Annotated in this window: 12 protein-coding genes; 1 reads left to right on the top strand and 11 read right to left on the bottom strand. The window is 65.7% G+C overall.

The annotated features are described in order from the left end of the window. Nucleotides 1-16: 16 nt before the first annotated feature. The gene (locus tag IAE24_RS12000; protein WP_199960961.1) at nt 17-514 is read right to left on the bottom strand and encodes a MaoC family dehydratase; all 498 of its coding nucleotides are present in this window, start codon (nt 512-514) and stop codon (nt 17-19) included. Nucleotide 515: 1 nt separating this feature from the next. Next, nucleotides 516-1,712, bottom strand: coding sequence for a CaiB/BaiF CoA transferase family protein (locus IAE24_RS12005; RefSeq protein WP_199960962.1), 1,197 nt, complete (start codon nt 1,710-1,712; stop codon nt 516-518). Nucleotides 1,713-1,795: 83 nt separating this feature from the next. On the opposite strand from IAE24_RS12005, the gene IAE24_RS12010 reads away from it, so the two are divergent. Next, complete coding sequence (locus tag IAE24_RS12010) at nt 1,796-2,683, top strand: LysR family transcriptional regulator (RefSeq protein ID WP_197943060.1); 888 nt, start codon at nt 1,796-1,798, stop codon at nt 2,681-2,683. A gap of 145 nt (nt 2,684-2,828) precedes the next feature. On the opposite strand, the gene typA is transcribed toward IAE24_RS12010, so the two are convergent. The 9 genes from typA to IAE24_RS12055 form a co-directional block, all read right to left on the bottom strand. Beyond that, nucleotides 2,829-4,655 carry a translational GTPase TypA gene (gene typA, locus IAE24_RS12015; protein WP_034398352.1) on the bottom strand — a complete coding sequence of 609 codons (1,827 nt, stop codon included), beginning with the start codon at nt 4,653-4,655 and terminating at the stop codon, nt 2,829-2,831. A gap of 23 nt (nt 4,656-4,678) precedes the next feature. Then, nucleotides 4,679-5,644 (bottom strand): tRNA pseudouridine(55) synthase TruB, encoded by a 966-nt coding sequence (truB, locus tag IAE24_RS12020; RefSeq protein WP_199960963.1) that lies wholly within the window; start codon nt 5,642-5,644, stop codon nt 4,679-4,681. A gap of 4 nt (nt 5,645-5,648) precedes the next feature. Further along, the gene (rbfA, locus tag IAE24_RS12025; RefSeq protein ID WP_012204835.1) at nt 5,649-6,020 is read right to left on the bottom strand and encodes a 30S ribosome-binding factor RbfA; all 372 of its coding nucleotides are present in this window, start codon (nt 6,018-6,020) and stop codon (nt 5,649-5,651) included. 6 nt (nt 6,021-6,026) lie between these two features. Continuing rightward, nucleotides 6,027-8,888 (bottom strand): translation initiation factor IF-2, encoded by a 2,862-nt coding sequence (infB, locus tag IAE24_RS12030; protein WP_034392162.1) that lies wholly within the window; start codon nt 8,886-8,888, stop codon nt 6,027-6,029. A 23-nt stretch (nt 8,889-8,911) separates the two neighbouring features. Beyond that, the gene (gene nusA, locus IAE24_RS12035; protein WP_012204833.1) at nt 8,912-10,399 is read right to left on the bottom strand and encodes a transcription termination factor NusA; all 1,488 of its coding nucleotides are present in this window, start codon (nt 10,397-10,399) and stop codon (nt 8,912-8,914) included. 87 nt (nt 10,400-10,486) lie between these two features. Further along, nucleotides 10,487-11,065 (bottom strand): ribosome maturation factor RimP, encoded by a 579-nt coding sequence (gene rimP / locus IAE24_RS12040; protein ID WP_012204832.1) that lies wholly within the window; start codon nt 11,063-11,065, stop codon nt 10,487-10,489. 266 nt (nt 11,066-11,331) lie between these two features. Continuing rightward, nucleotides 11,332-11,733: a thioredoxin family protein gene (locus tag IAE24_RS12045; protein ID WP_199960964.1), complete on the bottom strand. Its 402-nt coding sequence runs from the start codon at nt 11,731-11,733 to the stop codon at nt 11,332-11,334. A 9-nt stretch (nt 11,734-11,742) separates the two neighbouring features. Beyond that, entirely contained in the window at nt 11,743-13,083 is a 1,341-nt protein-coding gene (locus tag IAE24_RS12050) for a c-type cytochrome (protein ID WP_199960965.1), read from the bottom strand. Continuing rightward, nucleotides 13,080-13,925, bottom strand: coding sequence for a c-type cytochrome (locus tag IAE24_RS12055; RefSeq protein WP_200016370.1), 846 nt, complete (start codon nt 13,923-13,925; stop codon nt 13,080-13,082). Before IAE24_RS12055 ends, IAE24_RS12050 begins: the two co-directional genes overlap by 4 nt. Nucleotides 13,926-13,950: the final 25 nt, after the last annotated feature.

A 13,950-nucleotide genomic window follows, 5' to 3' on the forward strand; every position in this document is an offset into this window, starting at 1 on the left:
GAATGCTTGTGGCCGCCTAGCTGCGCCCGGCCAGCAGGCGCACGGCCGTGTATTCCATGACCTTCTGGTGGCCCTGGTTGAAGACCTCGATGCGCGAGGTGACGACGGCGCGGTTGCCCTTGGAGGTGGGCTTGATGGCGGTGACTTCGACCAGCGCCTCGATGGTGTCGCCCACCAGCACGGGGCCAAGGATCTTCTGGTGCAGCTCCAGCATGGCCAGGCCCGTGCCCTGGATCATGCTTTGCAGGATGAAGCCTTCGATCAGCGCATAGGTCATGGCGCCCGGCACGGGGCGGCCGGCAATGGCGCCGCCGTCGTAGCCCTCCTCGATGAAGATGGCCTCCAGCATGCCCGTGGCATTGATGAAGGCGACGAGGTCCGATTCGGTCACGGTGCGGCGGAAGGTGCGCAACTGCTGGCCGATCTGCAGGTCCTGCCAGAAAAAGCCCTGGCCCATGCGGGGCACGGCGTTCCAGGCGGCGCCAGGGTGGGACTGCGGGGTGTTCACTGTCATCTCATGTCTCCTGTTGCGTGATCTGCAGGCCGGCGATGCGCTCGGCGCTCCAGCCCGCCTGGGCCAGCAGCGCCGCCGTGTGCTCGCCCAGGCGCGGTGGCATGCCTATGGGGGCCTGCCGGCCATCCATGCGCACGGAGGAGCGAGGCAGGTGCACGGTGCCCATGGCGGGGTCCTGCAGCGGCACGAAGAACTCCGTGGCCTGCAGGTGTGGATCGGCGGGCAGATCGTCCATGCGCGCCACGGGGGCGGCGGGAATCTCCAGGCGCTGGCAGGTATCGAGCCAGTGCTGGGTGCCGTGCAGCGCCACATGCTCGCCAGCGGTCTCCAGCAGCTCGGCAATGTGGGCCGTGCGGCTGGCCTGGCTGGCAAAGCGCGCATCCAGGGCCAGCTGCGGCTGGCCCACGGCGGCGAAGAAGCGCTGCCAGTGCGCATCGGTGTACGGCATCATGCAGACGTGGCCGTCCAGCGTTCGGTAGGGCTTGCGCCAGGGCGCCATCACGCGCGGGTAGCCTGCGCCGCTGAGCGCGGGGCTGAAGTGCATGCCGTAGAAATGCTCGACCAGATTGAAGCCCACCATGGTCTCGTACATGGGCACTTCCACAAAGCAGCCATGGCCGCTGCGCTCGCGCTGGAACAGCGCCGCCAGCACGGCATGCGCGGCCACCAGGGCGCAGGTCTTGTCGGCCGCAATGGTGGGCAGGTAGCGCGCCTCGCCCGTCTGGCGCTCCATCAGGTCGGCCAGGCCGCTCATGCCCTGGATGACGTCGTCATAGGCGGGCATGCCTGCATAGGGGCCGTCCTCGCCAAAGCCATGCAGGCCTGCATAGACCAGGCGCGGATAGCGCTCGCGCAGCGTTGCGGGGTCCAGGCCCAGCGGGGCCAGCTTTTGCGGGCGCATGCTGTGCATGAACACATCGGCCGTGGCCAGCAGCGCATGCAGGGCCTGGCGCGACTCTTCCCGCTTGAGGTCCAGCACCACGCTCTTCTTGCTGCGGTTGGTGCCCATGAACATGGCTGCCATGCCGGGCTCCACGGCCGGGCCGGTATGGCGCGTGGAGTCGCCGGCCGGCGGCTCGATCTTGATGACTTCGGCGCCATAGTCGGCCAGCACCTGGCTGGCCAGCGGCCCGAACACCACGCTGGACAGATCCAGCACCCGAATCCCTGTCAACGCAGCCTGCACTGTGGTCTCCATGTTGCTTCAGGGAGCCAGTATTTGATATCTTCAAAGCTGCGTCTAAGACTTAATTCAGCATCTCTGATACACGGTAGATATCAATGGACCTGCGCCAACTGCGTCACTTCGTCACCCTGGCCCGCACGCTCAACTACCGGCAGGCGGCCGAGCAGCTGCACATGTCGCAGCCGCCGCTGTCCCAATCCATACGCCGGCTGGAAGACAGCCTGGGCGTGCAGTTGTTCCAGCGCGACCGCCGGGGCACGGCGCTGACCGAGGCAGGCCAGGCGGCCCTGGAAAGTGCCGAGCTGGCCCTGCACCATGCGCGCCAGATGCAGGAGGTCTCGCGCGCCACGGCCGGCGGCGAGCGCGGGCGCCTGCACATAGGCTTCATAGGCTCGGCCACGTTCTCGTTGATTCCGCGGCTGGTGCAGGCCTTTCGCAGCGAATATCCGCTGATCGACCTGGTGCTGACCGAATCGACCACGCGCGAGATCTGCGCGCAGGTGGCCAGCGGCGATTTCGATGCCGGCCTGCTGCGCTACCCGGTGACGCAGGCCACCGAGCTGTCCATCACGCCCGTGGAAAAGGACGAGCTGGTGGCCGTGCTGCCCGAAGGCAACCCGCTGCTGCAGCGGCCCGCCTTGCGGCTGCGGGACCTGGCGGACCAGCCCTTCATCAACTACCGCCCCAGCGAGGTGCCCGGCCTGCACGCGCTGGTGGTGCTGGCCTGCCAGAACGCGGGCTTCATGCCGCAGGTCAAGCAGCATGCCGTGCAGGCGCAGACCCTGGTCAGCCTGGTGGGTGCGGGACTGGGCGTGGCGCTGGTGCCAGCCGTGGTGGCCAAGGGCAGCACGCCGGGGGTGGTGTTTCGCGCGCTGGCAGATACCGAGAACCTGCCCTCCATCGGCCTGGCCCTGGCGCTCAATCCGCAGCAAAGCGCAGCGGCCGGGCAGCGCCTGCGCGAGTTGCTGCTGCAGCTGCAGTAGCAAGCAACAGCAGCAGCAGTTCCTTTGCCGTTGCGCCGGCACACCTGAGAGCGGCGCGCCAAAAAGACAAAGGCCGCAGATGCGGCCTTTGACAGTCAGGGCGGTGAAGCCAGGTGGCTTGCGTGCGCCCTGGTCGCAACAGCGCTTATGCGCCGCGCGAAGCGCGCTTGCGCTCGTTCTCGGACAGGTGGCGCTTGCGAACGCGGATGCTCTTGGGGGTGATTTCCACCAGCTCGTCGTCCTCGATGAATTCCACCGCGTATTCCAGCGACAGGTCGATCGGGGGCGTGATCTTGATGGCATCTTCCTTGCCGGACACGCGGAAGTTGGTCAGCTGCTTGGTACGCGTGGCATTGACCACCAGGTCGTTGTCACGGCTGTGGATGCCGATGATCATGCCTTCGTACACGGGATCGTTGGCCTTGACGAACATGCGGCCACGGTCGTCCAGCTTGCCCAGGGCGTAGGTGAAGATTTCGCCTTCGTCCATGGAGATCAGCACACCGTTCTTGCGGCCGCCGATTTCGCCCTTGTGCGGCTCGTAGCTGTCGAAGATGTTGGAGATCAGGCCGGAACCACGGGTCAGGTTCAGGAATTCGTTGGTGAAGCCGATCAGGCCACGCGCAGGAATGCGGTACTCCAGGCGCACGCGGCCGCGGCCATCGGGTTCCATGTTGACCAGCTCGCCCTTGCGCTCGCCCAGGGCCTGCATCACGCCACCCTGGTGGCCTTCTTCGATGTCGGCCGTCACCAGCTCGATAGGCTCGTGGCGCACGCCGTCCACGTCGCGGTAGACCACGCGGGGCTTGGACACGGCCAGCTCGTAGCCTTCACGGCGCATTTCTTCCAGCAGGATGGTCAGGTGCAGTTCGCCGCGGCCCGACACTTCGAAGATGCCGTCTTCGTCGGTTTCCTTGACGCGCAGGGCCACGTTGGAACGCAGTTCCTTTTGCAGGCGGTCCCAGATCTGGCGGCTGGTCACGAACTTGCCTTCACGACCTGCCAGAGGCGAGGTATTGACGCAGAAGTTCATGGTCAGCGTGGGCTCGTCGATCTTGAGCATCGGCAGCGGCTGGGGGTTCAGCGGGTCGGTCAGCGTGACGCCCATGCCCAGGTCGGCAATGCCGTTGACCAGCACGATGTCGCTGGGACCGGCTTCGGTCACCTGCACGCGGTCAATGCCCTGGAACTTCAGAACCTGGTTGATGCGGCCCTTGTAGCTCTTGCCGTCAGGACCTTCCATGACCAGCACGTCGGTCGAAGGCTTGAGCGTGCCGGAGGTGATGCGGCCCACGCCGATACGGCCCACGAAGGTGGAGTAGTCCAGCGCCGAGATCTGCATTTGCAGCGGAGCGGCAGGATCGCCCTTGACGGCGGGAACGTGCTTCAGGATGGTGTCGAACAGGGCCGACATGTCGGGGCCCCACTGTTCGCCGGGAGCGCCTTCTTCCAGCGAGGTCCAGCCGTTGATGCCCGAGGCGTACACCACGGGGAAGTCCAGCTGCTCGTCGGTGGCACCCAGCTTGTCGAACAGGTCGAAGGCGGCGTTGACCACGTAGTCGGGACGCGCACCGGGCTTGTCCACCTTGTTGACCACGAGGATGGGCTTCAGGCCCAGGGCCAGTGCCTTCTTGGTCACGAAGCGCGTCTGGGGCATGGGGCCTTCCTGCGCGTCGATCAGCAGCACCACGCCGTCCACCATGGACAGGGCACGCTCCACTTCACCGCCGAAGTCCGCGTGGCCGGGTGTGTCGAGGATGTTGATGTGCGTCTCGTTCCAGCTCACGGCGCAGTTCTTGGCCAGGATGGTGATGCCACGCTCGCGTTCGATGGCGTTGTTGTCCATCACCGTGTCCACGACTTTCTCGTGTTCGGCGAAGGTTCCGGATTGGCGCAGCAGCTGGTCCACCATGGTGGTTTTGCCGTGGTCCACGTGGGCGATGATCGCGATATTGCGGATTTGTTTGCTCATAGTGTTTTCCCATTGCCGCTGCGTCATGGGCGCGGCGTGTCTTCCAAAATCTGTTGAATTTCCAGTGAACTGAGCAGGCGCCCGGGGATGAGTTCCCCACGCACCACGCGCCCCACTCCCAGCAGAGCCTGTGGGTTCTCGCCATACACAGCCACCGCCTCGGCATCGGCCCAAGCGCCCCTGCGGGGCAGGCCCGTGAGAAAACGGGCCGCATCTTGCTCGCCCAGCGTGACAGCCGTGTGGCTGGCCAGCAGGGCGTCGACAGGCTGCAACTGCTGCAGACGCTCGCCCTCGCCCATGGCGGCCAGCGCCTCCAGCGAGATACAGCGCTCGACACCCAGCCCCCCGGTGTCGATACGGCGCAGCGCGCGCAGGTGCGCGCCGCAGCCCAGGGCCTCGCCCACGTCCTCGGCCAGCGTGCGGATGTAGGTGCCCTTGCTGCAGGTCACCAGCATCCGGATCGCAGGCAGGCCTTCGCTGTCTTGCGTCAGCGAAAGCTCCAGTGCGTGGATTGTCACTTCGCGCGCCGGGCGCTCGACTTCGATGCCGGCACGCGCATATTCATAGAGAGCCTTGCCGTCCTTCTTGAGGGCGCTGTACATGGGTGGCACCTGGCGGATCGCACCCGTGAACTGCGCCTGCACGGCGGCCAATCGCTCGGCCGTGAGGGCGGCGAGGTCAACGGCGCGCTCGCGCAGCACCTCGCCCTCGGCATCGGCCGTGGTCGTGGTCTGGCCCAGGCGCGCAATCGCCTCGTAGGTCTTGGCAGCTTCAAGCTGCAACTGGCTGAACTTGGTCGCCGCACCGAAGCACAGCGGCAGCACGCCGGTGGCCAACGGGTCCAGCGTGCCGGTGTGTCCGGCCTTTTCGGCGCGCAGCAACCACTTGACCTTTTGCAAGGCGTCGTTGCTGGACAGCTCCAGCGGTTTGTCGAGTAGCAACACCCCATGCACAGGGCGCCGCTGCACCCTTGTGCGTGGCGCGTTCATGGGGCTACTCTTCCTTTCCGCGCGAAGAAACGGCCTTGGCGATCAAGGCGTTCATGTCGGCCGCACGCTCGGAGGTGCGGTCGTAGATGAAGTGCAGCGTGGGCACTGTGTGGATGTGCAGGCGCTTGAACAGGCCGTTGCGCAGGAAGCCTGCGGCCTGGTTCAACGCTTCCTGCGTCGCCTGTGGATCGCCCACGAGCAGGCTGAAGTAGACCTTGGCGTGGGCATAGTCCGGAGTCACCTCCACGCTTTGCAGCGTGACCATGCCCACGCGCGGGTCCTTCAACTCGCGCGCGATCAGCTCTGCCAGATCACGCTGGATCTGGTCAGAGACTTTGAAGCTGCGATTCGGCGCAGCGGACTTGCGTGTTGCCATGGCGAATTACAGCGAGCGCGCGATTTCCTTGATCTCGAACACTTCGAGCACGTCGCCTTCGCGAATGTCGTTGTAGTTCTTGAGCTTGATACCGCACTCGAAGCCTTCCTTGACTTCCTTGACGTCGTCCTTCAGGCGCTTGAGCGATTCGATCTCGCCCGTGTAGATGACCACGTTCTCGCGCAGCAGGCGGAAATGCGCATTGCGCGTGACCTGGCCTTGCGTGATGTACGAGCCGGCCACGGTGCCGATCTTCGAAGCCACGAACACGGTGCGGATCTCGGCCATGCCGATGATCTCTTCCTTGCGCTCGGGAGCCAGCATGCCGGACATGGCCGCCTTCACCTCTTCGACTGCGTCGTAGATGATGTTGTAGTAGCGCAGGTCCACATCGTTGCTCTCGGCCGTCTTGCGCGCCTGGGCATCGGCCCGGACGTTGAAGCCGATGATGATGGCCTTGGAGGCCAGCGCCAGGTTCACGTCGGACTCGCTGATGCCGCCCACGCCCGAGTAGACCAGCTGAACGCGGATCTCGTCGGTCGAGAGCTTGAGCAGCGATGTGCCCAGCGCTTCCTGCGAGCCCTGCATGTCGGCCTTGATGATGATAGGCAGGGTCTGGACCTCGCCTGCACCCATTTCGGCAAACATGTTCTCGAGCTTGGCAGCCTGCTGGCGGGCCAGCTTGGTGTGGCGGAACTTGCCGGCACGGTAGGTCGCGATTTCGCGGGCACGACGCTCGTCCTGCAGCACCATGAAGTCGTCGCCGGCCTGGGGCACGTCGGACAGACCCTGGATTTCCACCGGGATGGAGGGGCCGGCAGACTTGGTCTGCTTGCCGTCTTCGTCCAGCATGGCGCGCACGCGGCCGTAGGTCTGGCCTGCCAGCACCACGTCGCCCACCTTCAGCGTACCGGACTGCACCAGCACCGTGGCCACAGGGCCGCGGCCCTTGTCCAGCTGGGCTTCGATGACCAGGCCCTTGGCAGCGGCTTCCACGGGAGCGGTCAGCTCCAGCACTTCGGCCTGCAGCAGAACCTGCTCCAGCAGCTCGTCGATGCCCTGGCCGGTCTTGGAGGACACGGCGATGAACGGGGACTCGCCGCCGTACTCTTCAGGCACCACCTGCTCGGCCACCAGGCCTTGCTTGACGCGGTCGAGGTTGGCATCGGGCTTGTCGGCCTTGGTGATGGCAACCACGATGGGCACACCAGCCGCCTTCGCGTGCTTGATGGCTTCCTTGGTCTGGGGCATCACGCCGTCGTCGGCCGCGCACACCAGGATGACGATGTCGGTGGCCTGGGCACCACGGGCACGCATGGCCGTGAAGGCCTCGTGGCCCGGGGTATCCAGGAAGGTGACGATGCCGCGGGGCGTCGTCACATGGTAGGCACCGATGTGCTGGGTAATGCCACCGGCTTCGCCCGACGCCACCTTGGTGCGGCGGATGTAGTCCAGCAGCGAGGTCTTGCCGTGGTCCACGTGGCCCATGACGGTGACCACGGGAGCACGCGACTCCTGGGCAGCTTCCTGCTGGGACACTTCCTCGGCCGTGAAGGCTTCGGGATCGTCCAGCGCGGCGACCTTGGCCGTGTGGCCCATTTCCTCGACCACGATCATGGCCGTGTCCTGGTCCAGAGGCTGGTTGATGGTGACCATCTGGCCCATCTTCATCAGCACCTTGATCAGCTCGGACGCCTTGACCGACATCTTGTGCGCCAGCTCGGCCACGGTGATGGTCTCGGGCACGTGCACTTCGATGGCGCGGAATTCCGCTGCCGCGCTCTGGTGCTGACCGTCATGACGGTCATTGCCACGACGGCCGCCACGCGGGCCGCCGCGCCAGTTGGAACGGCCACCCACGCCACCGGAGCTGTCGCCCCGGGTCTTGATTTCCTTCTTCTTGCCATCGCCAGCCCAGCTCGACGAGAGCTTGGCGGACTTGACTTCCTTGCCGGCACCGGCAGGCGCACCCGCACGCGCACCGGCTCCACCGGTGGTCGTGCCAGCGGGCTTGTGCAGCGTGGTCTTCTTGGCATCGCCGGCAGCGGGCGCTGCAGGCTTGGCCACGGGCTTGGGCTCTTCAGGCTTCTTGGCCACGAGCACCTTCTTGGGCGCAGCCATCATGGCGCGAATGGCTTCGGCCTCGGCCAGCGCCTTGCGGCGGCGGTCTTCCAGATCCTTGGCGCGTTCTGCTTCCTCGGCCGCGCGGGCCTTGGACTCTTCCTCGGCCTTGACGCGAGCCGCAACCTGGGCTTCGGCGCGCGCAGCCTGGCCTGCAGCCTGCTCACGCGAAGCTTCCTGCTTCGCGCGGTTGGCCTCGAGGATCTTTGCGGCTTCTGCAGCCGCATAGGCGCTTGCGCGCTCTTCGGCTTCTCGTTCGCGTTGTTGAACTAGTTCGCGCTCTTCGCGCTCACGGCGTTGCTGTGCCAATTCTTCCTCCTCGCGGCCGATCATTTCGGCCTGGCGACGTGCTTCCCCTTCGCGGCGCACCAGATCCTGGGACTCGCGCTCCGATGCCGCGCGCTGCTCCTGGGCAGCGGCAACGACAGCGGGATCGGAGGCGCCCTCGGCGACCTCGTCACGCTTGACGAAGGTACGCTTCTTGCGCACTTCCACCTGGATGGTGCGGGCGCGGCCCGACGAATCGGCCTGCTTGATCTCGCTTGTGGACCGTTTGGTCAGCGTGATCTTCTTGGCGCCACTTCCGTGGCTGGCCTGCAGATGGCTGAGCAGTTGCTGCTTGTCGCCGTCGGTCAACGCATCCGATGCGTTGTCCTTGGCGACGCCTGCAGCCTTGAGCTGCTGCAGCAACGTGTCAGGGGTCTTGTTGAGCTCTCTTGCAAACTCGGCAACCGTATTACTGGACATATATGCTCTGAACCTCCCTGACCTTACTCTTGCCCTTCGGTGAACCAGTGTTCACGCGCCTTCATGATCAAAGCCTTCGCTTCTTCCTCGGTCTGCCCGGTCAGCTCGGTCAACTCGTCGATGGCCAGATCGGCCAGATCGTCTCGGGTGTGCACATCGGCCTCGGCCAGCTTGTCCACGATCTCCGGAGTCATTCCCTCGAGCGTCAGCAGATCCTGCGACACTTTGCCCACGTTTTCCTCGTGCGCGATTTCCTGCGTCAGCAGTGCATCTTTCGCCCGGGTGCGCAACTCGTTCACCGTCTCTTCGTCGAACGCCTCGATTTCGAGCATTTCCTGCAGCGGCACATAGGCCACTTCTTCCAGGGTCTCGAAACCTTCCTCGATGAGGATGTTGGCGATTTCCTCGTCCACATCGAGCTTTTCCATGAACAGCTGGCGCGCAACAGCGGACTCGTCCGCCTGCTTTTGCGCAGACTCAGCCGCGTCCATGATGTTGATCTTCCAGCCGGTGAGCTCGGAAGCCAGGCGAACATTCTGACCGCCACGGCCGATGGCGATGGCGAGGTTTTCCTCGTCAACCACCACGTCCATGGCATGCTTTTCCTCGTCCACAACGATGGACGACACATTGGCCGGAGCCAGCGCGCCGATCACGAACTGTGCAGGGTCTTCGGACCACAGCACGATGTCCACGCGCTCGCCAGCCAGTTCATTGGTGACGGCGTTGACACGGGTGCCTCGCACGCCGACGCAGGTGCCGATGGGATCGACACGCTTGTCATGGCTGAGCACGGCGATCTTGGCGCGGCTGCCGGAATCGCGAGCGCAGCTCTTGATCTCCAGCAGGCCCTGCTCGATCTCGGGCACTTCGTTGCGGAACAGCTCGACCATGAACTCGGGCGCCGAGCGCGACAGGATGATGGGCGCGCCGCGCAGCGTGGCGTCCACTTCCATGATCATGGCCCGCACGCGATCGCCGTTGCGCAGGTTTTCCTTGGGGATCATCTCGTTGCGGCGCAGGCGTCCTTCGACACGGCCGGCCTCGACGATGATGTCGCCCTTGTCCATGCGCTTGACGGTGCCCGTGAAGATCCGGTCGCCGCGCGACAGGAACTCGTTGAGCAGCATTTCGCGCTCGGCGTCACGGATCTTCTGCAGGATGACCTGCTTGGCCGCCATGGCGCCGATGCGGCCGATGGGAACCGACTCGATCTCTTCCTCGATGTACTCGCCTTCGGAGATACCGGGGACGCGGTCCTGTGCGTCCATCAGCATTTCTTCGGCATCGGGGTTTTGCAGGCCCGCATCATCGGGCACCACCAGCCAGCGGCGGAAGGTGTCGTAGTTACCGCTATCGCGATCGATGGCCACGCGGATGTCCACCTCACCTTGGTACAGCTTCTTGGTGGCCTGGGCCAGGGCCGATTCCACTGCACCGAACACCAGATCGCGCTCCACGTTCTTTTCGCGCGAAATGGCTTCTACCAACATCAACAATTCGCGATTCATGCGACGACTCTCCTATTTCAATCACACAGGAAGGGGATGGCAGTGCCCTTCCTGCCCCAATGATTCGACGTACCCTGCCTGCTCCGATCAGACCGGCTTGGCAGAACGCCCCTTGAAATCCACGATGGGAGCCAGACGCGCCTCGCGCAGCTCCTCCAGAGTGAAGCCCAGCGCCTGCAGGGGCGCGGGAACACGCTTTTTGCTGACCTTCTGGCCAGGCTTGACGGGTGGCTCGTCGCTCCAGACGATCTGCCAGCCACCATCTTCGGCACGCTCCAGCGTGCCGCGGAATTTCTTGCGATTGGCGCTGACCTGCCCTTCAGCGGCGGCGCCGATGGGCTCCTTGAGGGTCAGGTCGATGACTTCACCGACAAAGCGGGTGAAGTCCTGCTCGTGCCGCAGGGGGCGGTCGATACCAGGGGAGGAGACCTCAAGGCGCGTGTAATCTGCGCCATCAACCTCAAGCGCGAACTGCAGCTGGCGCGTGATCTTCTCGCAGTCCTCGACTGTCACGAACTGCTCCGGCACCACCGGCCCGCCCTCCACCGGGGGCTGCCAAGGCAAATCAATTGTGACGCGCAACAGCCCGCCCGCCGAGCGTTCTATTTCCACCAGGTCATAGCCCAGACCTGTCACGGTTTGTTCAACGATTTGCTGTAGTGCCACGTGTATTTAAATTCAGTCCTGCAAACACAAAAGACCCGGAACGCCCCTGAAACATTGGCAGCAGCCATGTCCCAACAGCGCCGAGCCCCATGGCAATCCCGAAGGTCGCCCGAAGATCGCCCAAAAAAAAGGGCGGTTGGTACCCGCCCGTTTGGTCGTGAATATGCCATTGTATCCGCAAACGACCTTCAGGCCAAGCCCGCCCCGCACAAAAGCGGGGACAGGACGGGGCGCCTCATGCCGGCCCACCCGCCCTTGCCCGAGGCTCAGACGCCAACGCGCTCCAGCGCCTGCGCCGCCTGGAGCCGCCGCAAGAGGGCCTGCGCCTCGGCGGGGTCGGCAGGGGCCGCGCCCGGGTCCTGGGCCAGTGACTGCAGCATGCGCGCCACAACCCCCGCCTGGGGCAGCACCGGCCCCAGAAAACGTGCGCGCTCGCCATCGGCCACCAGCAGCGAGGGGAAGGTTTCGATGTCCAGGTCTCCGGCCACGTCCTCGCGGTCCTCGACATCAAGCCAGACAAAGCGCATCTGCGGAAACTGGCTTGCCAGTTCCGCAAACGTGCTTCGGTATTGGTTGCAAACGCCGCACCATTGCGCGCACAGGCAAACCACCCACCAGGGGCGGGTGGCGTCGCTGTCGTCCGGCAGCTTGCCGGCCATTGAATCCATGAAAGCCTCTCAGAAACCACGCCCTTCCCGGGCGCGATAAACCTCCATGTTACCGATTTCCGCCGCCTTGTTGCCCCAGGCGTTGCGCACATAGCTGGCCACGGCGGCCACCTGTGCGTCGGACAGCACATGACCGAAAGGCGGCATGCCGTGCGGCTGCGGCTGCTGCCGGGTGGAGGGTGGGTAGCCCCCCTCCAGCAACACCAGCAACAGGTTGCGCGGCTCGGCCAGGGTCACGGAGGCATTGTCCGCAAGCGCGGGAAACGCGCCCGGCGTTCCCTGGCCCTCGGCACCGTGGCAAACCGCGCATTGCCGCTCGTAGATGGCCCGCCCCAAGGCCATTTGCCCGGATGGCACGGGCGCGGCAGCAGGCCTGCTCCTGGGCGGGCCTGCTGCCGCGCCCTGCTCCTGCAGGTAGGAAGCGAGGGCCTGCAGATCCTGCGGCTGCCAGTGCTGGGTGCTGCGCGCCACGACTTCGGCCATGGGGCCCAGCGCCGATCCCGAAGGACCCGAACCCGTCTGCAGCAACTGCACCCAGGCGGACTCCTGGCCTGCGCGCACGCCGGCTTCGCCTGGGTCCAGCAGCGACGGCGCATACCAGGCCTGCCCTGCCACAAAGCCACCGGACATGGCCTGGGCCGAGGCGCCCATGCCGTTGCGCGGTGCATGGCAGGCCGCGCAGTGCCCCAGGCCCTGGGCAAGATAGGCACCGCGATTCCAGGCAGCCGCCTTCTGCGGCCGGTCCTGCCAATCCTGCGGGGTGAAGAACAGCGCGCGCCACACAGCCAGCGAGCCCTGCCAGCCATAGGGAAAGTCCAGCGCATGCCGGGGCACCTGCGCGCGCACGGCAGGCAGGCTTTGCAGATAGGCAAACAATGCGTCCGAGTCGGCGCGCGTCACATGGGTGTAGCTGTCATATGGAAAGGCCGGATACAGCAGGCGCCCTTCCCGTGACCGCCCGTTATGCATTGCACGCCAGAAGTCCTGGGCCGTCCACAGCCCCAGGCCACTTTCCTTGTCAGGCGTGAGATTGCTGGTGTACAGCGTGCCGAACGAGGTGGGCAGGCCCCGCCCGCCCGCATACTCGGCGCCGCCAGCCGCCGTATGGCAGCCTGCGCAACTGCCCACGCGGGCCAGGTAGGCACCGCGCTCTATCAAGGCAGTTGGCGTTTCGCGCGCGCCTGACCAGCCGCCATGGCCATAGGCGTGCACGCCCTGCTCGCCCCGCAGGTTGAGCCAGACCAGGAGCGCGCCCAGCAGGGCGATGATCAGCAACGCCAGCCCTGCCACCCTCGCCAGCCGCCGCCTGCGTGTGTTCCCGCTTGCCGCGTTTTCTGTCAGGGTGTTCATGGCTTGCCCTCCTGGCCAGCAATGGCGGCCACGGCGCCGCAGCGCAGCGGCATGGGCAGGGCCAGGGCTTCATGTCCGCCCGGCGCCGCCAGTGCAGGGCGCGATGACAGCCAGGCCGTGACGGCCACGACCTCCTGCGCCGTCAGCGCCTTGGCCACCTGGTCCATGCAGTCGGGCGCTGCCGCCTTGCGCTGGCCGGAGCGCCAGGCACCGATCTGGCTGTTCAGATAGTCGCGCGACAGGCCCAGCAGGCCCGGAATATCGTCACCCGCACCCATGAGCCGCTCACCATGGCATGCAGCGCAGGCGGGCAGGCCGCGCTGCGCGTCGCCCCGCAAGACCAGTTGCTCGCCACGGGCGAGTTCAGCGGGCGGCAGTTGTACCGGCACAGGCGGGGCATAGGGAAGCTCCAGGCCTGCGAAGTGCGTGGCGATCTGGCGCAGATAGTCGTCCGACATGAATTCGATCAGCCGGTTCATGGCGGGATAGCTGCGGCGCCCTTGCTGGAAGTTCTTGAGCTGGCGGTACAGATAGCCTGCGGGCTTGCCCGCAATGCGCGGAAAGTAGCCGCTGGGCGTGGCCCGGCCCTCGGGACCATGGCAGGCCGTGCAGGCCAGCACCCTGGAGGCCATGGAGCCCACATCGGGCAGCGGGGCGCTGACCACGGCGGGCGGCAGGTCTGCCATGGGCACGCCCGGTGCTGGCTGCATGGTCTGCGCGGTCTGCGCCATCACCCCGCAGGCTCCACACGCGCCGGCCACCAGCCATGCGCCCAGCAGGGCCCTCCATCCCCTGGAGCCTGGATGCCCCCGCCCAGCCCGCCCCCGACTGCCATGTGCCATGTCCGACGCCTCCTGTTCCGTCCTG

Origin of the sequence: Delftia sp. S65, assembly GCF_016516495.1 — a bacterium.
Taxonomy (GTDB): Bacteria; Pseudomonadota; Gammaproteobacteria; order Burkholderiales; family Burkholderiaceae_C; genus Comamonas; species Comamonas acidovorans.